This is a genomic window from Streptomyces sp. NPDC098781, assembly GCF_044759995.1.
In the GTDB taxonomy this organism is placed as follows: Bacteria; Actinomycetota; Actinomycetes; order Streptomycetales; family Streptomycetaceae; genus Streptomyces.
The window spans coordinates 991,525-1,013,862 of the sequence record NZ_JBIWAK010000002.1 but is presented as its reverse complement, the minus strand read 5'-3'; the positions used below and the strand labels follow the sequence as shown (position 1 = coordinate 1,013,862).

Annotated in this window: 20 protein-coding genes; 12 read left to right on the top strand and 8 right to left on the bottom strand. The window is 69.8% G+C overall.

Translation table 11 applies throughout. The features are described from left to right. Window positions 1–61 precede the first annotated feature (61 nt). Window positions 62–1,252: an exo-alpha-sialidase gene (locus tag ACIQWG_RS10625; protein ID WP_404092965.1), complete on the top strand. Its 1,191-nt coding sequence runs from the start codon at window positions 62–64 to the stop codon at window positions 1,250–1,252. A 75-nt stretch (window positions 1,253–1,327) separates the two neighbouring features. On the opposite strand, the gene ACIQWG_RS10620 is transcribed toward ACIQWG_RS10625, so the two are convergent. From ACIQWG_RS10620 to ACIQWG_RS10600, 5 genes are all read right to left on the bottom strand, one after another. Continuing rightward, window positions 1,328–2,263 carry a dihydrodipicolinate synthase family protein gene (locus ACIQWG_RS10620; RefSeq protein ID WP_404093559.1) on the bottom strand — a complete coding sequence of 312 codons (936 nt, stop codon included), beginning with the start codon at window positions 2,261–2,263 and terminating at the stop codon, window positions 1,328–1,330. Further along, window positions 2,263–3,270 carry an oligopeptide/dipeptide ABC transporter ATP-binding protein gene (locus ACIQWG_RS10615; RefSeq protein ID WP_404093556.1) on the bottom strand — a complete coding sequence of 336 codons (1,008 nt, stop codon included), beginning with the start codon at window positions 3,268–3,270 and terminating at the stop codon, window positions 2,263–2,265. The genes ACIQWG_RS10620 and ACIQWG_RS10615 overlap by 1 nt, the downstream gene beginning before the upstream one ends. 119 nt (window positions 3,271–3,389) lie before the next feature. Continuing rightward, window positions 3,390–5,378, bottom strand: coding sequence for a dipeptide/oligopeptide/nickel ABC transporter permease/ATP-binding protein (locus ACIQWG_RS10610; RefSeq protein ID WP_404092962.1), 1,989 nt, complete (start codon window positions 5,376–5,378; stop codon window positions 3,390–3,392). Next, window positions 5,375–6,334: an ABC transporter permease gene (locus ACIQWG_RS10605; protein ID WP_404092959.1), complete on the bottom strand. Its 960-nt coding sequence runs from the start codon at window positions 6,332–6,334 to the stop codon at window positions 5,375–5,377. Before ACIQWG_RS10605 ends, ACIQWG_RS10610 begins: the two co-directional genes overlap by 4 nt. 10 nt (window positions 6,335–6,344) lie before the next feature. After that, a complete protein-coding gene (locus tag ACIQWG_RS10600; protein WP_404092957.1) occupies window positions 6,345–7,973 on the bottom strand; it encodes an ABC transporter substrate-binding protein in 1,629 nt (542 codons plus the stop codon). A gap of 259 nt (window positions 7,974–8,232) precedes the next feature. Between ACIQWG_RS10600 and ACIQWG_RS10595 the strand changes: the two genes are divergently transcribed. The 4 genes from ACIQWG_RS10595 to ACIQWG_RS10580 all read left to right on the top strand — a co-directional run bounded on the left by ACIQWG_RS10595 (window position 8,233) and on the right by ACIQWG_RS10580 (window position 12,626). Next, complete coding sequence (locus ACIQWG_RS10595; RefSeq protein WP_404092955.1) at window positions 8,233–8,946, top strand: FadR/GntR family transcriptional regulator; 714 nt, start codon at window positions 8,233–8,235, stop codon at window positions 8,944–8,946. A gap of 240 nt (window positions 8,947–9,186) precedes the next feature. Then, the gene (locus tag ACIQWG_RS10590) at window positions 9,187–9,597 is read left to right on the top strand and encodes a VOC family protein (protein ID WP_404092953.1); all 411 of its coding nucleotides are present in this window, start codon (window positions 9,187–9,189) and stop codon (window positions 9,595–9,597) included. A gap of 72 nt (window positions 9,598–9,669) precedes the next feature. Continuing rightward, entirely contained in the window at window positions 9,670–12,033 is a 2,364-nt protein-coding gene (locus ACIQWG_RS10585; RefSeq protein WP_404092950.1) for an ATP-binding cassette domain-containing protein, read from the top strand. Window positions 12,034–12,155: 122 nt separating this feature from the next. Next, a complete protein-coding gene (locus ACIQWG_RS10580; RefSeq protein WP_404093555.1) occupies window positions 12,156–12,626 on the top strand; it encodes a helix-turn-helix transcriptional regulator in 471 nt (156 codons plus the stop codon). A 99-nt stretch (window positions 12,627–12,725) separates the two neighbouring features. On the opposite strand, the gene bla is transcribed toward ACIQWG_RS10580, so the two are convergent. Next, window positions 12,726–13,463 carry a class A beta-lactamase gene (bla, locus tag ACIQWG_RS10575; protein WP_404092948.1) on the bottom strand — a complete coding sequence of 246 codons (738 nt, stop codon included), beginning with the start codon at window positions 13,461–13,463 and terminating at the stop codon, window positions 12,726–12,728. Here bla and ACIQWG_RS10570 point away from each other — a divergent pair. The 3 genes from ACIQWG_RS10570 (at window position 13,452) to ACIQWG_RS10560 (ending at window position 15,409) form a co-directional block, all read left to right on the top strand. Next, entirely contained in the window at window positions 13,452–13,592 is a 141-nt protein-coding gene (locus ACIQWG_RS10570) for a hypothetical protein (RefSeq protein ID WP_404092945.1), read from the top strand. The genes bla and ACIQWG_RS10570 overlap by 12 nt on opposite strands. A gap of 209 nt (window positions 13,593–13,801) precedes the next feature. Next, complete coding sequence (locus ACIQWG_RS10565) at window positions 13,802–14,962, top strand: abortive phage infection protein (RefSeq protein WP_404092942.1); 1,161 nt, start codon at window positions 13,802–13,804, stop codon at window positions 14,960–14,962. Between the two features lie 12 nt (window positions 14,963–14,974). Continuing rightward, window positions 14,975–15,409, top strand: coding sequence for a VOC family protein (locus ACIQWG_RS10560; RefSeq protein WP_404092940.1), 435 nt, complete (start codon window positions 14,975–14,977; stop codon window positions 15,407–15,409). A 1-nt stretch (window position 15,410) separates the two neighbouring features. Here ACIQWG_RS10560 and ACIQWG_RS10555 read toward each other — a convergent pair whose 3' ends face one another. After that, window positions 15,411–16,892, bottom strand: a complete 1,482-nt coding sequence (locus ACIQWG_RS10555) for an alpha/beta hydrolase (RefSeq protein WP_404092937.1) — start codon at window positions 16,890–16,892, stop codon at window positions 15,411–15,413. A gap of 108 nt (window positions 16,893–17,000) precedes the next feature. Further along, window positions 17,001–17,528, bottom strand: a complete 528-nt coding sequence (locus tag ACIQWG_RS10550) for a GNAT family N-acetyltransferase (RefSeq protein WP_404092934.1) — start codon at window positions 17,526–17,528, stop codon at window positions 17,001–17,003. A gap of 180 nt (window positions 17,529–17,708) precedes the next feature. Here ACIQWG_RS10550 and ACIQWG_RS10545 point away from each other — a divergent pair, with 180 nt between their 5' ends. The 4 genes from ACIQWG_RS10545 (at window position 17,709) to ACIQWG_RS10530 (ending at window position 22,338) form a co-directional block, all read left to right on the top strand. Further along, window positions 17,709–18,503 carry an SCO2525 family SAM-dependent methyltransferase gene (locus tag ACIQWG_RS10545; protein ID WP_404092931.1) on the top strand — a complete coding sequence of 265 codons (795 nt, stop codon included), beginning with the start codon at window positions 17,709–17,711 and terminating at the stop codon, window positions 18,501–18,503. An 86-nt stretch (window positions 18,504–18,589) separates the two neighbouring features. After that, window positions 18,590–20,440 carry an SCO2524 family protein gene (locus tag ACIQWG_RS10540; protein ID WP_404092928.1) on the top strand — a complete coding sequence of 617 codons (1,851 nt, stop codon included), beginning with the start codon at window positions 18,590–18,592 and terminating at the stop codon, window positions 20,438–20,440. A 3-nt stretch (window positions 20,441–20,443) separates the two neighbouring features. After that, window positions 20,444–21,361, top strand: coding sequence for an SCO2523 family variant P-loop protein (locus ACIQWG_RS10535; RefSeq protein ID WP_404092927.1), 918 nt, complete (start codon window positions 20,444–20,446; stop codon window positions 21,359–21,361). Then, on the top strand, window positions 21,358–22,338 hold the full coding sequence (locus ACIQWG_RS10530; RefSeq protein WP_404092925.1) for an SCO2522 family protein: 981 nt from the start codon (window positions 21,358–21,360) through the stop codon (window positions 22,336–22,338). The genes ACIQWG_RS10535 and ACIQWG_RS10530 overlap by 4 nt, the downstream gene beginning before the upstream one ends.

Genomic DNA, 22,338 nt, shown 5'->3' with positions numbered 1-22,338 from the left:
GGTGACACCGGGGAGCCTGTGACGGAAGGTCTATGTCTGACCCTCCGTCAAAAGGAGCTCGATGACCATCCTGAGCCGCACACTCCTGGCCACCGCAGTACTCCTGACCACACCGCTCACCGCCGCCGGCACCGCCTCCGCGGCTCCCGGCTGCACCTCCTCCGTCCCCTATGTCTCGGGGGAGGACGGCTACGACACCTACCGCATCCCGGCGACGGTCACGACCGCGCGGGGCACGGTGCTCGCCTTCGCCGAGGGCCGGCACGACGGGGCGGGTGACACCGGCGACATCGATGTCGTCGCCAGACGGTCCCTCGACGGCGGCTGCACCTGGGGCCCGCTGAGCGTGGTCGCCGCCGGGGAAGGGGACACCCGGGGCAATCCGGCGCCGGTGGTGGACCCGCGCACCGGCGCGGTCGTGCTGGTCACCTCCTACAACAGCGGGGACGTGACCGAGGCGCAGATCATGCGGGGCGAGGCGACGGCGGAGCAGAGCCGCCGGGTGTTCGTCCAGCGCAGCGCCGACGACGGCCGTACGTTCACCGCTCCGCGCGACATCACGGACGCCGTGAAGCGGACGAACTGGCGCTGGTACGCCACGGGGCCGGGCCACGCGATCGCGCTCCGGCACGGCAAGTACGCGGGGCGGCTGGTCGTCCCCTCGAACCACTCGATCGCTCCGGCGGCGGGGTCCTCCGACACCGGTCAGGAGGCGAAGTACTACGGCGCCCACGCCATCTACAGCGACGACGGCGGGCGTACCTGGCAGACGGGCTTCGTGGACGCCACCTACGACGGCTACAGCAACGCCAACGAGTCCACCGCCGCGGAACTCCCCGACGGCAGGGTGTACTTCAACTCACGCGACCAGAACGGCACGAGCGCGGGCAATCGCCTCGACAGTGTCTCCAGTGACGGCGGGGAGAGCCTGGACCGTCCGTACACCGTGCAGCCGTCCCTGAACGACGTGCCGGTCGTGGAGGGCAGCGCCCTCCAACTCTCCCGCAGCAAGGGGCTGTTGCTGTTCTCCGGTCCGTCCGTCCCCACGGCCCGTCAGTCGATGGCGGTGTGGCGCAGCACGGACGGCGGGGCGACCTTCACGCGGGCGCTGACGCTGTCCCAGCAGCGGGCGGCGTACTCGGATCTGGTGCGGCTGGATGGGCAGACGGTGGGGATCCTGTACGAGACGGGGGTGGCGGGGACGTACGAGACGATCGAGTTCCGACGTCTGGCGGTGGGTGACCTGGAGTAGTTCTCCGGGAACCGTCCAGGGGGCTCGTCCCCCTGGACGACGCCCCGAGGCCCCCTCGGGGGCGAGACGAACCGGCTACAGCAGCCCCGCCCCGGCCAGGAACTTCCCCACCCGCTCCACCTCCTCCGACGACAACGCCACCTGCGGCTCCGCCGTCGCCGGACAGTCGATCACCCCTCGCAGGTACAGCGCCGCCTTGAACGCCCCCAGCGCCGACGAGCTGCCCCCCATCCGCCCGGGGTCCCCGACCGTCACCATGCCGAACAGCGCGCACAGCCGTTCCTGCTCCGCCCGCGCCGACTCCCGGTCACCGGAGCGGTGCAGCCGGTCGAGACGCACGTACCCCGCGGGATCGACGTTGGCGAGCCCCGGCACCGCCCCGTCCGCCCCGACCGCGAGAGCCGCGTCGACGATGAGTTCCGAACCGGTCAGGACGCTGAAGCCCTTGAGACCGGACTGGCCGCGCACCCCCATGACGATCTCGCGGAAACCGGCCAGATCGCCGCTGGAGTCCTTCAGACCGGCCAGCGCCCCCTCGGCGGCGAGGTCGAGGACGACCTCGGCGGGGAGCTTGGTGTGGACGGCGGACGGGAGGTCGTAGGCCACCACGGGGACCGGCGCCGCCGCCGCGATCAGACGGTAGTGGCGGGCGATCTCGGCGGGATGGGTACGGGCGTAGAACGGCGCCGTCGCCACCACCGCGTCCGCGCCCGCCTCCGTCACCTCCCGCACATGGTCCAGCACCCTCGGCGTCGTCATGTCGATCACGCCGGCCAGCACCGGCACCCGGCCGCCGACGTGCCGCACGGCCGTCTCGACCACCACCCGCCGCTGCCGGTCCGTCAGATACGCCACCTCCGACGTCGAGCCGAGCACGAACAGGCCGTGCACCCCGCCCTCGATCAGATGGTCGATCAGTCTGCGCAGGGACGGTACGTCCACCTCGCGGTTCGGTGTCAGGGGTGTGCAGACGGGCGGGACGACACCGGTGAGCGGGGTGGGGATCATGATCAAGGCTCCCTGGAAAGGTGACTCTGTCGTACGAGGTCTCGCGTGGCCTCGCCCTCCTCCACTGGATGGTGACACCTGTAACGATGCTCGGGGCTCGACGCGGCCGTAAAGTCCGGCATCGCGTCCGCACATACCCCGTCCGCCTTCCAGCACCTGGTCCGGAAGGGGCACCCACTCGGCGGTCGCGTCGCCGACGGGACCGGGCCGACCAGCGGGATCGGGTCGATGGGGTCCAGCAGACCGGGGGTCGCGGAGAAGAGCGCGCGGGTGTACGGGTGCCGGGAGCCGTCCGTGACATCGGCCGCCGGGGACTCCTCGACGATCCGGCCCAGGTACATCGTGATCACCCGGTCGCTCATCCGGCGTACCGTCTGGATGTCGTGCGAGACGAACACCAGGGCCAGTCCGAGGCGCTCCTTGAGGTCGAGCAGGAGGTTCAGGATCTGGGCGCGGACCGACACGTCCAGCGCGCTGGTCGGCTCGTCCGCCACCACCAGGTCGGGGTCCAGGGCCAGGGCGCGGGCGATGGCGACGCGCTGGCGCTGACCGCCCGACAGCTGGCCGGGCAGGGCGTCGGCGAGGGCGCGGGGCAGGCCGACCAGGGACATCAACTCCCGTACGCGGTCCTCGCGTTCGCGCCTCGTGCCGCGCTCGTGCACATCCATCGGGTCCCGCAGGATCTGGCGGACCGGCAGCCGGCGGTTCAGCGCCGTCGACGGGTCCTGGAAGATCATGCCCGTCCCGGCGCCCACCGCGGTCCTGCGCTCGCCCGGCGTCATCGACCACAGGTCGCGCCCCCGCAGGGACACCGTCCCCGACGTCGGCCGCTGCACCCCCACCAGCACCTTCGCCAGCGTCGACTTGCCGCAGCCCGACTCACCGACCACGCCCACCGTCTCGCCGGGCGCGATGGTGAGGTCGGCGCCGGTCAGGGCGTACACCCTGTCCCGGGTGAAGAGGCCGCCGCTGCGGGCCTTGTGCACGACGTGCGCGTCCGACAGCCGCACCAGCGTGTTCGGCTCGTCCGGGCCCACGGGCACATCGCCCGCGGTCACCTTGACCACGGTCACGTCACCCGGGCTCATCGCGCCCGTGTTCATCCCACCCGCGTTCATCTCGTTCGCACTCATGTCACCGCCTCACTCTCCGAGCGGTCCGTCGGCGCCAGAAGGACCGCCGGGTGATGGCAGGCCGCCGTATGTGTCCGCGTACCCGCCAGGACGGGGGCCATGGTCCGGCACACCTCGCTCGCCAGCGGGCACCGGTCCGCGAAGCGGCAGCCCGCCGGGAAGTCCGCGGGGGAGGGGACCACGCCCTTGATCTGCGTCATCCTCGACTGTGCCGACTCCAGCGACAGCACACTGCCGAGCAGGCCGCGCGTGTAGTGATGCGCCGGCGCCTCCACCAGGTCGGCGGTCACGCCGGTCTCCACGATCTGCCCGCCGTACATCACGACCACCCGGTCGGTGACGTCGGAGATCAGCGCGAGGTCGTGCGAGACGAGGATCAGCGCGAAGCCCAGCTCCTCCCGCAGCCTGAGCAGCAGCTCTATGATCTGCGCCTGCACGGTGACGTCCAGTGCGGTCGTCGGCTCGTCGGCGACGATCAGCTTCGGATCGCGGGACAGGGCCATGGCGATCAGGACGCGCTGGCGCTGGCCGCCGGAGAGCTCGTGCGGGTAGCTGCGCAGGGTGCGTTCGGGGTCGAGGCCGACCATCGTCAGCAGTTCCCGCGGGCTACGACGACCGCCGCGCCGCACGACCTGCTTGAGCTGCGAGCGGATCGTCATCGCCGGGTTCAGGGACGACAGGGCGTCCTGGTAGATCATCGCCATCTCGTGGCCCAGCAGCTTGCGGCGTACCCGCATCGGCTCGCCCACCAGCTGCCGCTGGTTGAAGCGGACGTGGCCGCGCACCCGGGCGCCCTTCGGCTCCAGCCCCATCACCGTGAGCGCGGTCAGCGACTTCCCGCAGCCCGACTCGCCGACCAGCCCCAGCACCTCACCGGGCTGCACCTCGAAGCTGATGCCGTCCACGATGTCCACGCCGGCGTGACGGCCCTCGAACCCGATCGCCAGGTTCTCCACCGCCAGCACCGGCTGCCGCCCCTGCGGCAACGGACGGGCCCGGGACCGCAGCCGGGCCGCCGCCTCCGTCAGACCGGGCAACCGGAGCACCTCGCCGCTGCCCGGTTCCGGGGCCTCCAGGCGGTCGTGCTCCTCCTTCACGTCGACCTCGCGCGCCGACGGTGCCGCCCACGCGTCCGACACCCCCTCGGAGAGGATGTTCAGCGAGAGCACGGTCACGAGCATCAGCAGCCCGGGGAAGACGGTCGCCCACCAGCCGCCGGTGAGCACCATGTTCTTGCCGTCCGCGATGACACTGCCCCAGGACGGGTCGGGCGGACGGACACCGGCTCCGATGAAGGACAGCGACGCCTCGAAGACGATCGCCTCCGCCACCTGGACCGTGCAGAAGACCAGCACCGGCGCGGCACAGTTGATCGCCACGTGCCGGATGACGATGTGCGGCGTGCGGGCGCCGATGACCCGTTCCGCCGTCACATAGTCCTCGCCGTACTGATCGAGGACGTTCGCCCGTACGACCCTCGCCACCGGCGGTGTGAACAGGAACGCGATCGCGCAGATCAGGACCGTGATGCCGCCGCCGAACACCGCGACCAGCACGGCGGCCAGCGCGATGCCCGGGAACGCCATGACCACGTCCAGACAGCGCATCAGCGTCTCGTCGACCGCCTTGCGGGACGTGGCCGCGACGGCACCGATCAGGGCCCCGACCACGAGCGCGAGCGCGGTCGCGCCGAGCCCGATCGCCAGCGACCAGCGGGCGCCGTACATCAGCCGGCTGAGGATGTCCCGGCCGAGGCTGTCCTGGCCCATCCAGTGCCCGGCGGACGGGTGTCCGGTGCCGTCGACGGGCTGCTGCTGGTCGAGCGGGTCGTGCGGGGCGAGGAGCGGGGCGAACAGCGCCACCAGGACCACGACGGCCAGGAAGCAGACAGCCACCTTCGACAGCAGCGGCAGTTTGCGCCAGCCGCGCAGCCGGATGCCGGGCCGGGACAGCGCGTCGGCCAGCCGTTTGCGGTTGAACGTCATGTCGCCTCCCGCAGTCGCGGGTTGACCAGCAGATACAGGATGTCGATGACGAGGTTGACGACCACGAAGCCGATCGCCGTGGTGATGACGACGCCCTGGACGACCGCCGGGTCACCGTTCTTCACGGCGTCGATCATCAGCTTCCCCATCCCGGGGAGGGAGAAGATCGTCTCGATGATGACCGCGCCGCCGAGGAGGTAGCCGACCCGCAGACCGAGGACGGTCAGCGGGTTGATGAGCGCGTTGCGGAGCACGTTCCGGCCGACGACCACCCGCGGCGGCAGGCCGCTGCCGATCGCGGTCCGCACGTAGTCCTTGTCCAGCTCCTCCACCACCGACGTGCGCACGATCCGGGTCAGCTGCGCCGCGACCGGCAGCGACAGCGCGAGGGCCGGCAGGGTCATGGTCTTCAGCCAGCCGGTGAAGGAGTCGGCCGGGTTGATGTAGCCGCCGGTCGGGAACCAGCCGAGGTCGACGGCGAGGTACTGGATCATCAGCAGCGCCAGCCAGAAGGCGGGGGCCGCGACACCGGTGAGGGAGACGACGCGGATGATCTGGTCGGGCAGCCGGTCGCGGTAGATGGCCGCGGTGACGCCGCCGAGCAGCGACAGCACGACCGCGATGCCGAGGCCCAGGAAGGTGAGCTGGATGGTCAGCGGCAGCGCGGTCATGACCTGGTCGACGACCGGCGCCCGGGTCAGGGCGCTGATGCCCATGTCGCCGTGGAGCAGGTCGCCGACGAAGGCGACGTAGCGGACGGGGAGCGGATCCAGCAGGCCGTTCTGCTCGCGGAAGTCATGCAGTTGCTGGGGCGTGGGGTTGGCGCCCTGGAAGAACGCGGACGCCGGGTCGACGTCCGAGAACCGCATGACCAGGAACACGAACAGCACGATGCCGAGCATCAGCGGCACGAGCAGCAGGACGCGGCGAGCCAGGATCCTGACGACGGTGATCACAGAGGGACTCCTAGACCCACTTGGCCTGGAGGAGGTTGATGCCGGGATACGGCTGTGCCCTTATGCCGGTGAGCAGCTTCGGGTTCCACGCCGTCATCAGCTCGTTGTGCACGACCGGGTAGAGCACCGCCTGCTCGGCGACGACGTCGATGTAGTCCTGGACCATCGTCTTCTTCTTCTCGGTGTCCGACTCCTGGGTCGCCCGGTCCATGTCCTTGAAGAGCGCCTTGGCGACGGAGTTGTCGGCCCACCGGGTGTACTGCATCCACAGGTTCTCGGGGCCGTAGTTGTAATGCATGATCAGGTCCGCGTCGAGGCCGAACTGGTTGGGGTTCGACGCGGCGGCGACCACCTGGTAGTCCTGCTTCTGGTCCATCTTGGTGAAGACGGCCGTCGTCTCCTGCGGGGACAGCGTGGTCTGCACACCGATCGCGTCCCAGGAGGACTTGATGGTCGGCAGACAGTCCACGATCCAGCTCACGTTGACGGCCAGGATCTCCACCTTCAGCCCGCTGACCCCGGCCTCCTTCAGCAGCGCCTTCGCCTTGTCGGGGTCGTAGTCGTAGACCGTCTTGGCGCGCCGGTAGCTGGGGTTGGCCTCGTTGAGGAAGGACGACGACGGCTTGCCGTGGCCCTTCAGGGCGACCTGGATCATCTTGTCGGTGTCGATCGCGTAGCGCAGCGCCTGGCGTACGCGTACGTCGTCGAAGGGCTTGTGCTTGGTGTTGAACATCAGGAACAGGTTGTTCATCCCGGCACCGCCCGCGACCTGAAGGCCGCCGCTCTGGAGCTGGCCGATGTTCGCGTACGGGATGTTGTCCGCGATCTGCGCGCCGGCGCTGGCACCCGAGATCCTGGCCACGCGCGGCGCGGCGTCCACGATCGTCAGCCAGTTCATCTTCTTGAAGGTGGCCTTGCGCGGGCCGTTGTAGTCGGCGAACGCCTCGAAGGTGGTGTTGGACTTCGGGTGGTGCGCGGTCTGCCGGTACGGCCCCGAGCCGATCGCCTTGCCCTTGATGGCGTCGTCCCAGCCGCCCGGCTGGGAGAACACGTGCTTCGGCATGATCTTGGCGAGGGTGAGCCGCGAAAGACCGTCCGGGAACGGGAACTTGAGCACCAGCTCGACGTTCTGCGCGTCGATCTTCCGCACTTCCTTGAGCCAGCTCGCGAAGAACCCCTTGGCGAGGGTCTGGGTCTTCGGGTCGAGGATCCGGTCGAAGACGAAGACGACGTCGTCCGCGGTGACGGGCTTGCCGTCATGGAACTTGGCGCCCGCGCGCAGCGTGAACTTCCAGGACGTGGCGCTCGCGTCGGCCGGAACCTGGGTGGCGAGGGCGGCGTACGGCTCGCGGGAGATCGGGTCGGTGTCGAGGAGACCCTCGTAGATGTGGTTGTTGGCGGCCATGCAGAAGGCGGACGCCGTCTGGGTCGGGTCCCAGCTGCCGTCGTTGCCGTAGCCGATCACTGCGGTGAGGGTCCGGTCCTGGCCACCGCCGGAGCCGGTCTCGTTGGTGGACTCCGGCCCCGACGAACAGGCCGACAGCGACGCGGAGACGGCGGCGGCCGCGCCCAGCGCGCCGGTGTACTTCAGGAACGACCGGCGGTGCAGCGCCGGCACGTCGTGGGTCACGTCGCGCACGCTTCCTCCAGCGGCTATGAGCTTGATGTGAGCTCGGGGAACGATCTTGGTTGGGTGAGGAGATACGACGTCCTACGTCCTGACGGTCAGCGCGACCATAGGTGGGGCACAGGGGGCGGTCAAGGGATCTCACACGAATGGCGCATCTGCCACAGGTCGGACCAATGGCGCTATGAAATGGCGCGAGTTGACCCCCCGTCAGGGGCGTATCCGGCGGACATGGGACGTGGGACGTCCGGGTGCGCGTAGCATGCGCCGCATGCCCGGGCAGCCCAGGAACAGTCGTCCGTCCGAGGAGTCCAGGAACAGCCGCATCCAGCGTCAGGTCATGCAGCTGATCATCGACCGCAGGCTCCAGGCCGGCACTCTCCTGCCCACCGAGGCGGAGCTGATGGAGGATCTGGGGGTCAGCCGGAACTCCGTGCGGGAGGCGCTGAAGGCGCTCCAGGCCCTCGACATCGTGGAGATCCGGCACGGCTACGGCACGTATGTCGGCCAGGCGTCCCTCACCCCTCTGATCGACGGCCTCACCTTCCGCACGCTCGCCCGGCACGACCACGACGACTCGGGGGCGCTGTCGGAGATCCTCCAGGTGCGGGAGGTGCTGGAGGAGGGGCTGATCCGGCGGGTGGCGGCGACGGTGACGGAGGCCGAGCTGGACCGGCTGGAGGTGGTCGTGTCGCGGATGGAGACGGCGGGGAGGGCGGGGCGGGCCTTTCCGGAACTGGACCGGGAGTTCCACGAGCTGCTGTACGCGTCGCTGGGCAACGATCTCGTGCCGCAGCTGTTGGCCGCGTTCTGGACGGTGTTCCGGCGGGTGAACGGTGCGCGGGGCCGACCGGACGATCCGTCTCCCGAGGTGACGGCCCGCTGGCACCGGGACATCGTGATGGCCCTGCGGGCCCGGGATGTGGAGGGGGCGCAGCGGGCGATGGCGGTGCATTTCCGGGGGATCGCGGCACGGAAGGTTTGACCATCCTTCTGGGGCTCCGCCCCAGACCCCGCTCCTCAAACGCCGGAGGGGCTGGTTTTTCAGCCCGTCCGGCGTTTGAGGACGAGGCCCCTTCAGGGCCGAAAGCGGGGGTCTGGGGGCGCAGCCCCCAGGGACGGGACGGGTAGGGGCGGCGGGGGCGAGAAACGAAATGGATGCCTCCGCCGGCACAGGTCAGGAATCGAGAAGCGCCGCCCCCGCCCCCCGGCTAGCGTGACGGGCATGGACATCAGCATTCACGCCAGTTTCCTTGCGCACGACGACCCGGAAGCCTCGCTGGCCTTCTACCGCGACGCCCTCGGCTTCGAGGTCCGTACCGACGTCGGACAGGGCAAGATGCGCTGGATCACCGTCGGCCCGCCGGGTCAGCCCGGCACGTCCATCCTGCTCGCGCCCCCCACCGCCGACCCCGGCATCACCGACGACGAGCGCCGAGTCATCGCCGAGATGATGGCCAAGGGCACCTACGGCTGGATCCTGCTGGCCACCGCGAACGTCGACGACACCTTCGAGAAGGTGCAGGCCACCGGCGCCGAGGTCGTCCAGGAGCCGACCGACCAGCCGTACGGCATCCGCGACTGCGCCTTCCGCGACCCCGCGGGCAATCTGATCCGTATCCAGGCGCGAGGCTGAGCCAAGCCGAGCCGTGCCCGGTCCAGCCCCGTCCAGTCACACCCCGCGCCCTCGCCAATGGAGAATCGCACGATGAACGAGCCGCACGCCGCCGACAGCCACGACCTGATCCGCGTGCACGGAGCGCGGGAGAACAACCTCAAGGACGTCAGCATCGACATCCCGAAGCGCCGGCTGACGGTGTTCACCGGCGTGTCCGGCTCGGGCAAGAGCTCGCTCGTCTTCGACACCATCGCCGCCGAGTCGCAGCGGCTGATCAACGAGACGTACAGCGCCTTCCTCCAGGGCTTCATGCCCAACCTCGCGCGGCCCGAGGTCGATGTCCTCGACGGGCTGACCACCGCGATCACCGTCGACCAGCAGCGCATGGGTTCCGACCCGCGCTCCACCGTCGGCACCGCCACCGACGCCAACGCGATGCTGCGTATCCTCTTCAGCCGGCTCGGCAAGCCGCACATCGGCCCGCCCGCCGCGTACTCCTTCAACGTCGCCTCGGTCTCCGCGACCGGCGGTCTGACCGTCGACCGGGGTGCGGACAAGACGAAGACCGAGAAGGTCACCTTCAGCCGCACCGGCGGCATGTGCACGCACTGCGAGGGCCGGGGCCGGGTCTCGGACATCGACCTCACCCAGCTCTTCGACGACTCGAAGTCGCTCTCCGAGGATCCGTTCACCATCCCCACCTACACGGGGGACGGGTGGGTCGTGCGGGTCATCGCCGAGTCGGGGTTCTTCGACAAAGAGAAGCCGATCCGGAAGTACACCAAGAAGGAGCGGCACGACTTCCTCTACCGGGAGCCCACCAAGGTCAAGATCAACGGCATCAACCTCACTTACGAGGGCCTGATCCCGAAGCTCCAGAAGACCTTCCTGTCCAAGGACCGCGAGTCCATGCAGCCGCACATCCGGGCCTTCGTCGACCGCGCGGTCACCTTCGCCGAGTGCCCCGAGTGCGAAGGCACCCGGCTCAGCGAACTCGCCCGCTCCTCGAAGATCGGCAAGATCAACATCGCCGACGCCTGCAAGATGGAGATCCGGGACCTGGCCGAGTGGGTCCGCGGGCTCAAGGCGCCCTCCGTCGCGCCGCTGCTCGCCAAGCTCCAGCACAGCCTCGACTCCTTCGTCGAGATCGGCCTCGGCTATCTCTCGCTCGACCGCGCCTCGGGCACCCTCTCCGGCGGCGAGGCCCAGCGCACCAAGATGATCCGCCACCTCGGCTCCTCGCTCACCGACGTCACGTACGTCTTCGACGAGCCCACCATCGGGCTGCACCCGCACGACATCCAGCGCATGAACAACCTGCTGCTGCGGCTGCGCGACAAGGGCAACACCGTGCTCGTCGTCGAGCACAAGCCGGAGACCATCGCCATCGCCGACCATGTGGTGGACCTCGGCCCCGGCGCCGGCACCGCGGGCGGCACCGTCTGCTTCGAGGGCACCCTGGACGGCCTGCGGGCGAGCGACACCGTCACCGGACGGCACCTCGACGACCGGGCCAAGCTCAAGGCGGTCTGCCGTGAGGCGACCGGCAAGCTGGAGATCCGCGGCGCGAGTGCCAACAACCTCCAGGACGTCGACGTCGACATCCCGCTCGGCGTGCTCTGCGTCATCACCGGCGTCGCCGGCTCCGGCAAGAGCTCGCTCGTGCACGGCTCCATCCCGGCGCCGGAGGGCGTGGTCTCCGTCGACCAGACGCCGATCCGCGGCTCGCGGCGCAGCAACCCGGCGACGTACACCGGACTGCTTGAGCCGATCCGCAAGGCGTTCGCCAAGGCCAACGGTGTGAAGCCGGCCCTGTTCAGCGCCAACTCCGAGGGCGCCTGCCCCACCTGCAACGGCGCCGGCGTCATCTACACCGACCTGGCGATCATGCAGAGCGTGGCCACCACCTGCGAGGACTGCGAGGGCAAGCGGTTCGACGCGTCGGTGCTGGAGTACCACTTCGGCGGCCGGGACATCAGCGAGGTGCTGGCGATGTCGGTGACCGAGGCCGAGGAGTTCTTCCGGGACGGCGAGGCCCGCATCCCGGCCGCGCACAAGATCGTCGAGCGGATGGCGGACGTCGGGCTCGGCTACCTCACCCTCGGCCAGCCGCTGACCACGCTGTCCGGCGGTGAGCGGCAGCGGCTGAAACTGGCCACACACATGGCGGACAAGGGCGGTGTCTACGTCCTCGACGAGCCGACCACCGGGCTCCACCTCGCCGATGTCGAGCAGATGCTCGGCCTGCTGGACCGGCTGGTGGACTCCGGCAAGTCGGTGATCGTCATCGAGCACCACCAGGCCGTGATGGCACACGCCGACTGGATCATCGACCTCGGCCCCGGCGCCGGTCACGACGGTGGCCGGATCGTCTTCGAGGGCACCCCCGCCGACCTCGTCGCCGAGCGCTCCACCCTCACCGGTGAGCACCTCGCGGCCTACGTCGGCGGCTGACCGCGATGTGTCTGACCTCGGCACCTGTGCTGGCCCTGCTTTCGTCCCGCTCCCGCCTCACCCGGGAGTGGACGAGGTGGGAGACGGTTCGGGAGGATGCGGGTGTGAGCCCCAGCCACTCGATGCCCGAGGAACAGCGTCTGCGCAACCTCGTCGCGCTGCGTCGCGTCCGCGACCGGATGGACCGGGAGTACGCGCAGCCGCTGGACGTGGAGGCGCTCGCACGGGGCGTGCACATGTCGGCCGGCCATCTCAGCCGTGAGTTCCGGGCCGCCTACGGCGAGTCGCCGTACGGCTATCTGATGACCCGGCGCATCGAGCGCGCGATGGCGCTGCTGCGCCGGGGCGACCTCAGTGTCACCGACGTGTGCTTCGCGGTGGGCTGTTCGTCGCTGGGCACCTTCAGCACCCGGTTCACGGAACTGGTCGGCATGTCGCCCAGCGCCTACCGGCGCCAGGAGGCGGACACGACGCAAGGGATCCCGTCGTGTCTGGCGAAGCAGGTGACCAGGCCGCTCAGGGACCGGCCGGCGCCTTTCAGCCTGGCGGCCGCGGTCAACGGGGCGGTGCCGGCCGGCGAGCCGCAGCCGTAGTGACGCGCGTGACGACCACCGACTGCCGCCTGGGCGGCAGTCGGGCCGGCGCACCACCCTCGTCCACGCCCGCGTAGCCCTCCGGGTGCCCCCGGTGGGTCAGACCAGCGTCTGCGAGAGCAGCGCGGCCGTCTCCGCCACCAGGGCGTCGTCCCACACCGCGTCCTGAGCGGGCTGGGTGGACAGGACGGAGAGGACGACGGGGGCGCCGTCGGGGGTCCAGGCGACGCCCACGTTGTTGGTGGTGCCGTAGGAGCCCGAACCCGTCTTGTCCGCCACGGTCCAGGTCTTGGGCAGGCCGGCGCGGAAGCGCTTGGCGCTGGTGGTGTTGTTCAGCAGCCAGTGGGTGAGCAGGCCGCGGTCCGCGTGGTTCAGGGCGTCGTCGCCGAGGACCAGCGCGCCGTAGGTGCGGCCGATCGCGCGGGGGCTGGTGGTGTCGGTGACGCGCCCGGGTTCCGCCGAGTTCAGCTCGGTCTCCCAGCGGTCGAGGCGGGTCACCGGGTCGCCCAGGGAGCGGGCGAAGCGGGTGATGGCGGTGGGGCCGCCGAGTTCGCGCAGCAGGAGGTTTCCGGCGCCGTTGTCGCTGAAGGTGATGGCGACGTCGCACAGTTCGGCGACCGTCATCCCCTCGGCCAGGTGCTCCCTGGTCTTGTCGGAACCGGACTCCGGCAGGTCCGCCTCCGTGTAGTGGATCCGGCGGGCGAGGAACTCGCCGTCACGGTCGAGGTCCCGCAGGACGGCCGCGGCGGCCAGGGTCTTGAAGACCGAGCACATCGGGAACAGCTCGTCGGCGCGGTGGGTGACGGTCTTGCGCGTACGGAGGTTGTGCGCGAACACGCCCAGCCGGGCGCCGTGTCGGCGCTCCAGTTCGTGCAGCCGGCCGGTGGTGGCGGCGTGGGCGGGTGCGCCGGTGAGGAGGGCAGCGGCGGTGGCGGTGCCTGCGGTGAGCAGGGTGCGTCGGCCTAGGATCTCGGTCTCCTTCGCTCGGATGCGTCCGACGGACGGCGTCGATTCCGTCCGACGTCGGTGTCGATTGCGTCCGACGGATGGTGACGCTTCGGTCGGACGGTGGTGACGATCTCTGCCTTGATCGACGCCGTATGTCATTCCTTGGTTGCCGTGACGTAGACCATCGGCGGACGGACGCGGCGCCACGCGCTCGCCACAGTGGCCGTATGGAGAACACCAAGGGGATCAGCCGGGCACGATTTCTCACGGGGGCGGCGGCCCTCGGGCTGGCCGGGGCGGTGCTGCCCGCGACAGCGGCCGCGGCGACCGCGCGCGAACCGAGGCACCGGGGACTGAGGCACCGGGGCGTCGTCTACACCGTCGGCGCGGGCGAGACACCCGGCACCGCGTGGAGTGCCGCCCGGATGCGCACCGACCTCCGTGTCATCCGCGACGAGCTGCACGCCGACACGGTCGACGTCACCGGCGACGGCGTCGACCGGCTCACCGCCACGGCCGCCGAGGCCGCCGAACGCGGACTGCACGTCTGGCTCCAGCCGACCCTCGGGGACGTGCCGGAGCGGGACATCCTGGACTCGATCGCCGAGTGCGGCCGGTTCGCCGAGCGGCTGCGCCGGCAGGGCGCGAGCGTCGACTTCAGCGTGGGCTGCGAGTTCTGGCTGTTCGTGCCGGGGATCATCCCGGGCGCCACGGTCCTGGAGCGCGTCGACAACCTCCAGAAGGGCAACGTCGACATGGCGCGGATGCAGCGCCGACTGGCCCGCTTCACCGGCCGCGCGGCGGCCGTGGCACGGTCCGTCTTCCACGGCCGCCTCGGCTACGCCGCCGCCCAGGACGAGGAGTTCGAACCGGTCGACTGGAACCTCTTCGACGTCGTCGGCATCGACTACTACTCGTTCTTCCCCCAACCGGCCGACCACGTCCGCGAGTTGCGCCGCCATCTGCGCTGGGGCAAGCCCCTGGCCATCACCGAGTTCGGCACCTGCGCCTACGAGGGAGCCCCCGAGACGGCCGGCATGGGCTGGGACATCGTCGACCACACGAAGGAGCCCGAAGAGATCAAGGGCGACCCGGTGCGCAGCGAGCGCACCCAGGCCGCCTATCTCGCCGGTCTGCTGGACGTCTTCGAGTCGATGGGCCTGTACGCGGCGATGGCCTTCGAGTTCGTCACCCCGGACGCCCCCCACCGCCCCGACGACCCCCGCCATGACCTGGACCTGGCGAGCTACGCCCTCACCAAGTCGGTCAAGGACCGCCCCGACGACCCGGCCTCTCACTGGCACTGGGAGCCGAAGGAGGCATTCCACGCCGTGGCCCACCGGTACGGCCGACGAGCGGGGACCGCCGCGCTGGGTGACCATGGCTGAGGAGGTGCGGGTATGGAGTGGACCCTTGAGCTGATCGGCGTACCGGTCACGGACATGGACCGGGCCAAGGCCTTCTACCGGGACCAGTGCGGTTTCACCGTCGACATCGATGCGCCGTTCTTCGACGGCGCCCGCTTCATCCAGCTCACCCCGCCCGGCTCCCGCTGCTCGATCGTGCTGGAGTCCGGCATGCCGGACGCCCCGGGCCAGTCCCGGATGGCGCCCGGCTCGCTGAAGGGCCTGCAACTCTGCGTCACGGACATCGAGGCGGCGAGGGCGGAGCTGGTGGGACGCGGGGTCGAGGTGACCGAGGTGCTGCATGTGGGCGCGTCCGGCTGGGCGGAGGGCCGGGGCGGGGAGACATGGACCTCCTTCGTCTTCTTCGAGGACCCCGACGGCAACGGCTGGGCGGTCCAGGAGGCCCCGGCACCCCTGGCAGAACGCTGAGCTAGTCGCAGTACTTGTCCCGCGCCGGACGCTCGCCCGTCGTCAGGAAGCGGGAGACGGTGGCGTCGCCGCACGCGGTGCCGTTGTTCAGGTAGGAGTCATGGCCGGTGGAGTCGTTGACCACCATGACCGCCCGATGGCCGTAGGCCGCCCGCAGCTTCAGGGCGCCGCTCAGCGGGGTGGCCACGTCCCGTTCGTTCTGGATCATCAGGACGTTGGATGGCCCGCGGTCCGTCACCCGCAGCGGCGCCTCCCTCGGCTGCCACGGCCACGAGGTGCACGGCAGGGCGTTCCGCGGCATGCCCGCCGTGAGCGGGTACTTCGCCCGGCTCTCGGCGACGCCCTTCTCGTACACGGCCGGCGACTCGGGCCAGTCGGCGTCGTTGCAGATGGTGCCGGCGCCGACCGCCAGGTAGTTCTGGAGCGCCGGCTCCGGTGGGCTCGGCGGCGCCGGCGGCAGGGTGCCCTTCTCGGCGGCCAGCATCAGCTTCGCCAGCGCCGGGTAGTCGTCGGGGTCGTAGAGGCTGTTGAGCATGGACTGACGCAGGACGTTGCCGTTCAGCTCCGCCGGGTTCGCCCCGGGCCAGGGCATCGGCTCGCGGTCCAGTCGGGCGGCGAGGGCGAGGAAGGCCGAGCGCACCTTGGCCGGGGTGACGGCGACGCGGTCCGGATTGCCGGGCCTGGACGCCCACTTGGCGAACTCGGGGAAGTTGTCCTCCACGCCCACCTCGAACGCCCGCAGCCAGGCCCGCTCCGCCTGGACCGGGTCGGGGTTGTCGCTGCTGTCCAGCACGATCCGGTCGGTGCGCCGCGGGAACAGCTCGGTGTAGGCGGCGCCGATGTAGGTGCCGTAGGAGACGCCCCAGGCGGACAGCTTGCGCTCGCCGAGGGCGGCCCGGATGCGGTCGATGTCCCGGGCGTTGTTGAGCGTGCTGATGTGCTTGATCAGCTCGCCCCCGTTGCGGGCGCAGGCGTCCCCCAGGCGCCGGGCCATCGCCATGTTCTCGGTGACGGAACCGTCGGGGGCCGGCCAGGGAAGCCGCTTGTCCGCGGCCAGGTCGCCGGTGTCGACGTCACAACTGACCGGGGTGGAGGGCGCGTTGCCGCGCGGGGCGAACCCGACCAGGTCGTAGGCGTCCCGCAGCTCCTTCGGCATCAGCTTGCCCTTGTCCGTGGGATGGCCGAGGCTGTCCCCGCCCGGCCCGCCGGGGATCATCAGCAGCACTCCCCGGCGGGCGGCCGGGTTGTCGCTGCGGATACGGGACACCGCGATGTCGATCTTCGGGCCGTCGGGGTCGGCGTAGTCCATCGGCACGGACACCGTGGCGCACTCCTGGCGCCGGTCCAGCCCGTCGCCCGCGCACTTGGTCCACTTCAGCGGCGCGGGCCCGCCGTCGGCGGACGCGGTGAGCGGGGTGACGACGCCGAAGACGACCCCGGAGGCGGCGGCGATCAGGGCGGCACTCTTCGTGATCTGCTTCATGTACAGCAGACTGACGGACCTTCACGGGGGGTCATATCCGGCCAACTCCCGGATTCGCCGGGGGGATTACCTCCCGCACCTCTGCTGGGGATTACCCCCGTACGGCCCCTACGTCAGCCCCAGCACCATGATGAGCCGGTCCTCGCCCGGCCCCAGATAGTCCCGGTGCACGCCTCCCTCGGTGGTGAAGCCCAGCGTCCGGTACAGCATGATCGCGGCCGCGTTCGTCGGCTCCACGGTCAGCCGGACCTCGTGCACCCGCTCCCGGCGCAGCTGCCGCAGCACCTCCAGCATCAGCCGTTTGCCGAGCCCCCGCCCGCGCCGGTCGGCGCTGACGGCCAGGCTGAGGACCCAGCACACATACCGGTCCGAGGTCGTGACGAACAGGACGTAGCCGTGCAGACAGTCCCCGTCGTCGAGGACGAGCACGCGGTCTCCGTGCACGTCGAGGTGCTGGCGCAGCACGAAGTACGGGTAGGGGTCGTCCGGGAAGACCTCCCGGTCCACGCGCAGCAGCTCGGGCAGGTCCGCTTCGGTGACGCCCCTCATGGTCAGCGGACGATCGCTGATGTCGGCCAGGAACGCCTGGTCAGCGCGGAGACCCAGAACAGGGAAACGTTCCTCCGGCACGGCCATCAACTGCCCCCTATGTGATGGAATCGAGTCACTCGTACGGGTGAGCACCTGTTGCCTGCCCTTTCAGGCGCTCGGTTGGAGATCAGCCCATCTTGAGCAGGGCAATCCGGCGGTTCAAGAGCGTGACTTGCTTATGCCTCGACGCGCTCCCAGTGCGCCTTCCTTTGGTACCGTGACAGAATGACCCAGAGATCGTCGGGGGGCGTCCGGTTGAAGAACGCTGAGGTGCGCTGGGCGGCATTCGACCCGATCGCCTATGTTGATCACAACTACCGCGACTTACAGGCAGAGGACGCGGAGATCCTGCACATGGTCCGGGATCATTTCGGCGATCATTTCCAGAAGCAGGGCGGAGGCCCCGTTTCCGGTATCGACGTGGGCGCGGGCGCCAATCTCTACCCGGCACTCGCGATGATGCCGTGGTGCGAGGAGATCACCCTCTTCGAGCGCTCGTCGGCGAACGTCGGCTACCTCAGGAGCCAGGTCGACTCCTACGACGGCAACTGGGACCAGTTCTGGGACGTGCTGAGCACGCACGAGGCGTACAACTCCCTTGGCGTGGACCCGCGGGAGCGGTTCCGGAAGGTCGTCTCGGTCGAGCAGGGCGACCTCTTCGACCTCGCGCGGTACGGGCGCCGGTGGTCCATGGGGACCATGTTCTTCGTCGCCGAGTCGATGACCACCTCCCACCGGGAGTTCCGGCTGGGCGTCGAGCGGTTCATGCGCGCGCTGTCGCCCGGCGCCCCGTTCGCGGCCGCCTTCATGGAACATTCGAAGGGCTATCACGCGGGCGAGCATTTCTTCCCGGCCTGTGACGTGGGAGAATCCGAGGTGCGCGAGAGCCTTGAGGCATTCGTGGACGACGTCAAGGTCCAACGGCTCGAATCCGCGGCCAAGGTGCGTGCCGGGTATTCCGGAATGATCGTCGCCTACGGCTGGCGCAACAATTCGGATTCGGTCATTCCGATCGGCTGACCGGTGTGAGCTTCACAGTGAAACTTCACAATAGAAGAGGGATATTCCTCGACTGATGGCAGGGCGGCCTGTGTGAGGGGCATGGGATGCAGATCAAGCCACGCCAGCATCTGCTGGACATCTGGCAGGCAATCGCCCGCCACTCTTTCGACGGGGGAGAGTGGGAGTGGGGCGACTGGGGCGGAGAGAGCAGTGTGGCCGACGCCGAGCGGCTGCTCTGCCTGCTGTACCCGGCAACCGAGATCCCCGCGTTCCGGCTGGACGACCCGGACACCACACAGGAGGACGTGCAGCAGGTCCTGAAGAAAGCGGGCGGTCGGCTGGACATCCCGGCCAACCTCGTCACCGCAGCGGCCGACTTCATGCGCGCGCACACCGGCGACGACAAACGGCCCACCTTCGCGGGCGGCTACTACTTCGGCTCCGCCGACAAGAGCAAGGAAGTCACCGAGGAACAGCGCCAGATCGGCGTGGTCGACTCCTTCTCCATGTCGATCACCCTGTGCCTGGCCACCCTCGGCTTCCTCAAGATCTACGAGACCAGAACCCGGCGCAGCGACATCAAGGAGACCATCGCCGACCTGCGCCAGGCCACCAGCAACCGGCTCACCGCCGCGATGGTGAGCCTGCTGCGCTCCTTCGTCGTCAACGTCTTCGACACCGACTCCCCCCAGGGCCGTACGCTCAGCGAACTCCTGGGCCAGGGACGGCTGTCGCAGCGCCAGGTGCTGAACACGTTCCAGAACCGCTTCCGCGCGCTGCGGGCCGCGATCGTCGAGAGCGTCTACCTCGGTATCGACGTCCAGGAAGGCCTCAAGGACGAGAACCAGCTGTTCGAGTGCGGCTGGTCGTGGACCATGGTCAAGGACGCCCCCGAGGTCGAGACCACCGAACCGGTCGGACCGCAGCCCGAGGGCGTCGCCAACGCGGTGCCGTATCTGTACTTCACCGTGGTCGCCCTCGACGGTATCCAGGACCTGTTCTCCGACCGCACCCTCACCCTCGGCCTGCTCAACACCGAACAGCAGCGGCTCGCCGAGGCGCTCCGACTGCGGTGGGAGCTCACCCAGCAGTACTGGTCCCGCATCGCCCGCTTCGACGACGACCGCTGGCCCCTGGAGGACATCCCCTGGCGTACGACCGGACAGCAGCTGGAGTCCGAGTACTTCTCCCTGTCCGTCGCCGCCATCCTCGTGCACGACCTGATGCGCCGCCGGGCCACCGACGACGACCTGACCCGCACCGTCGGCATCATGGAGCGCCTCGCCGAGCGCGGCCGTATCACCAGCCGGATGACCCGCGAAGACCCCGTCGTGCACGAACTGCACAACATGGGTGTCGCCCTGCCGCTCCAGGGCAGTGAGCAGCTCGGGCCGCAGATGACCTGGGCCATGACGGACTTCTCGGCCCAGCTGCTGAAGCGGACCGTCCAGCTGTGCACCCTGTCGCGCAACCTCGGCTCGCACGACCGGCTGCTCAGACTCGCCGAGGACGTCTTCGACCACATGTGGCGCCGCCGCATCCGGGACGGCGAGGGCGTCGGACTGTGGGACAACGTGCACGCGGCCTATCCCGAGGCGGAGATCCAGAAGCGGCGCGTCCCGGTGTCGTGGAGCATCACCGAGCGGGTCACCGAGGTGATGGTGCAGGCGCACGCCATGTACCGCCAGCCCCCGATCCGCAGCCTCGAACTCACCGACCTCGCCAGGGCGTTGCTCAGTGAGTCCGCCCACCTCCTGGGCAACGAACAGATGGAGCCCGCGCCCTCCGGAGACGGCCGGCACGGGATGCAGATCAGGAACATCGAGGTCAAGTTGCGCCGCGCCCGCAGCCTCGTGGACGAACAGCCGGGTACAGCCTACGCGTTGACGCTCGACGTGCTGGGACAGCTCGACTCGCTCGCCCGTGCCCGCGAAGCCGCGGACCGGGGAGTGTGAACCGTGCTGATCTTCGCGGCCTCCGACAAAGGAGGCACCGGCCGCTCCGTCACGAGCGCCAACCTGGCCTATCACCGCGCGCTGGCCGGGAACGACGTCTGCTACCTGGACTTCGACTTCGGCTCGCCCACCGCGGCGGCCGTCTTCGACGTGGCAGACGCCCGCCAGGAGACCGAGGACCGCGGTCTGCACGCCTACCTGATAGGAGAGGTCAGCGAACCGGCCCGGATCGACGTCTGGTCCGAGACCGAACACCAGGTGCTGCGCTTCCCGCCGCCCGGCTGCGGCCGGCTGGTGCTGATGCCCGGTGACATCAGCGGCGGCGAGTTCGCCACCAGCGACGACAATCTGCGCCGCTGCGTCGACCTGCTGATGACGCTGTACTACGAGTTCGACCTGGTGATCGTCGACCTCAGCGCCGGCCGCTCCTACGCCGTCGACATGGTCCTGGAGGCCACCGCACAGCGCGAGATGCGCGAGGTCACCGCCCGCTGGCTGGTGTTCCACCGCTGGACCCGCCAGCATGTGGCCGCCGCCGCGAGCCTGGTCTTCGGCAAGCGCGGCATCGTCGCCGGCGGCGTCGAGCGCGGCCACGACGAGGACGCGCTGCGCAACGCCATCCGGTTCGTACGGGCCGCCGTACCCGACCCCGAGTCGCCGCTGTGGTCGCAGGTCTCGCCCACCCAGTCGGCGTGGATGCGCAAGACCGACGGCGACCTCAAGCAGCTCGCGTCCACGCACGGCATCGGCTACAGCCAGGTCCTCGGGTCGGTCCCGCTCGAACCGGTCCTTCAGTGGCGTGAGCAGCTCATCACCGACGAGGACGTGCTGGACAGCCAGATCGCCAACCAGGAGACCTGGACCGCGCTGAGCCAGCTCGCCGGACGCCTCACCGACGACAAGTACTGGGAGCAGGCGTGAGCGAAGCCGTGTTCCAGGAGACCACCGCGGACCTGCGCACCCAGTCCGTGCCGCTGTCCCATCTGTCGCTGGAGCTGGGCCATCTCTACATGGAGGACTTCGAGGCGGGCCCCAAGCGCCTCGCCGAGCACTTCGCCGAGGTGAAGGTCTGGGCGGACGCCGTACGCGCCTCCGCCGGCCGCCGCGGCAAGCGGCCCCGGATCAGCACCTGCTTCCTCGTCGACGACTACTTCACCCGTTTCTCCACCCCGGCCGAGCTGATCCCGATGGTGCTCAAGGAGGCCGAGAAGGCGGGCCTGGTCATCGACTACCTGGCCCGCGAGTCGGCCTGCGCGGTCGCCGACCGCGTCGAACTCGCCGAATCGGTCATGCACCGCCTCGTCGAGTCCCCACCGCCCGGCAGCTACGGCTCCCGCCCGCCCGTCAGCCAGACCGGCTGGCTCGCCAACGGCCAGCGCACCCCGTCGACCTCCCGCAGCGCCCTGGGCGAGGTCAAGGGCTGGCAGGCGCCCCAGGAGACGGCGGCCCGCAACCACTCCATCTTCATGGACGTCGAGCTGTGGTCCGAGCAGGACGGACGCCGGCTGTGGTCCTGCCCGTTCCTGGCCGCCGTGTGGCAGCTCGCCCGGCTCGGCCTCTTACGGCACCTCGGCGAACCCGTGCTGGAGGCCAGGGACTGGCAGGGCGAGGACTTCCCGCACGACTGGGACCGGCTGCCGCCGCTGGTCAAACTCACCGACACCAAGGCGGCGTTCAGCGCCTACCGCACCTGCACCCTGATGCCGAACCGCTTCCTCGCCGTAGAGGACGCCGTACGGCTCATCCTGGACCAGATAGACGTCGACGCGGGGGCGCTCCGGCAGGTCGCCGAGCGATCGGCCGGCGAGGGCATCCCGGTACCGCCGGCCGTCGCGCAGCGCGCCACCTACGTCTTCTACGAGGAGCCGGGAGGCTCCTCCGAGGGCGAGGAGACCTGA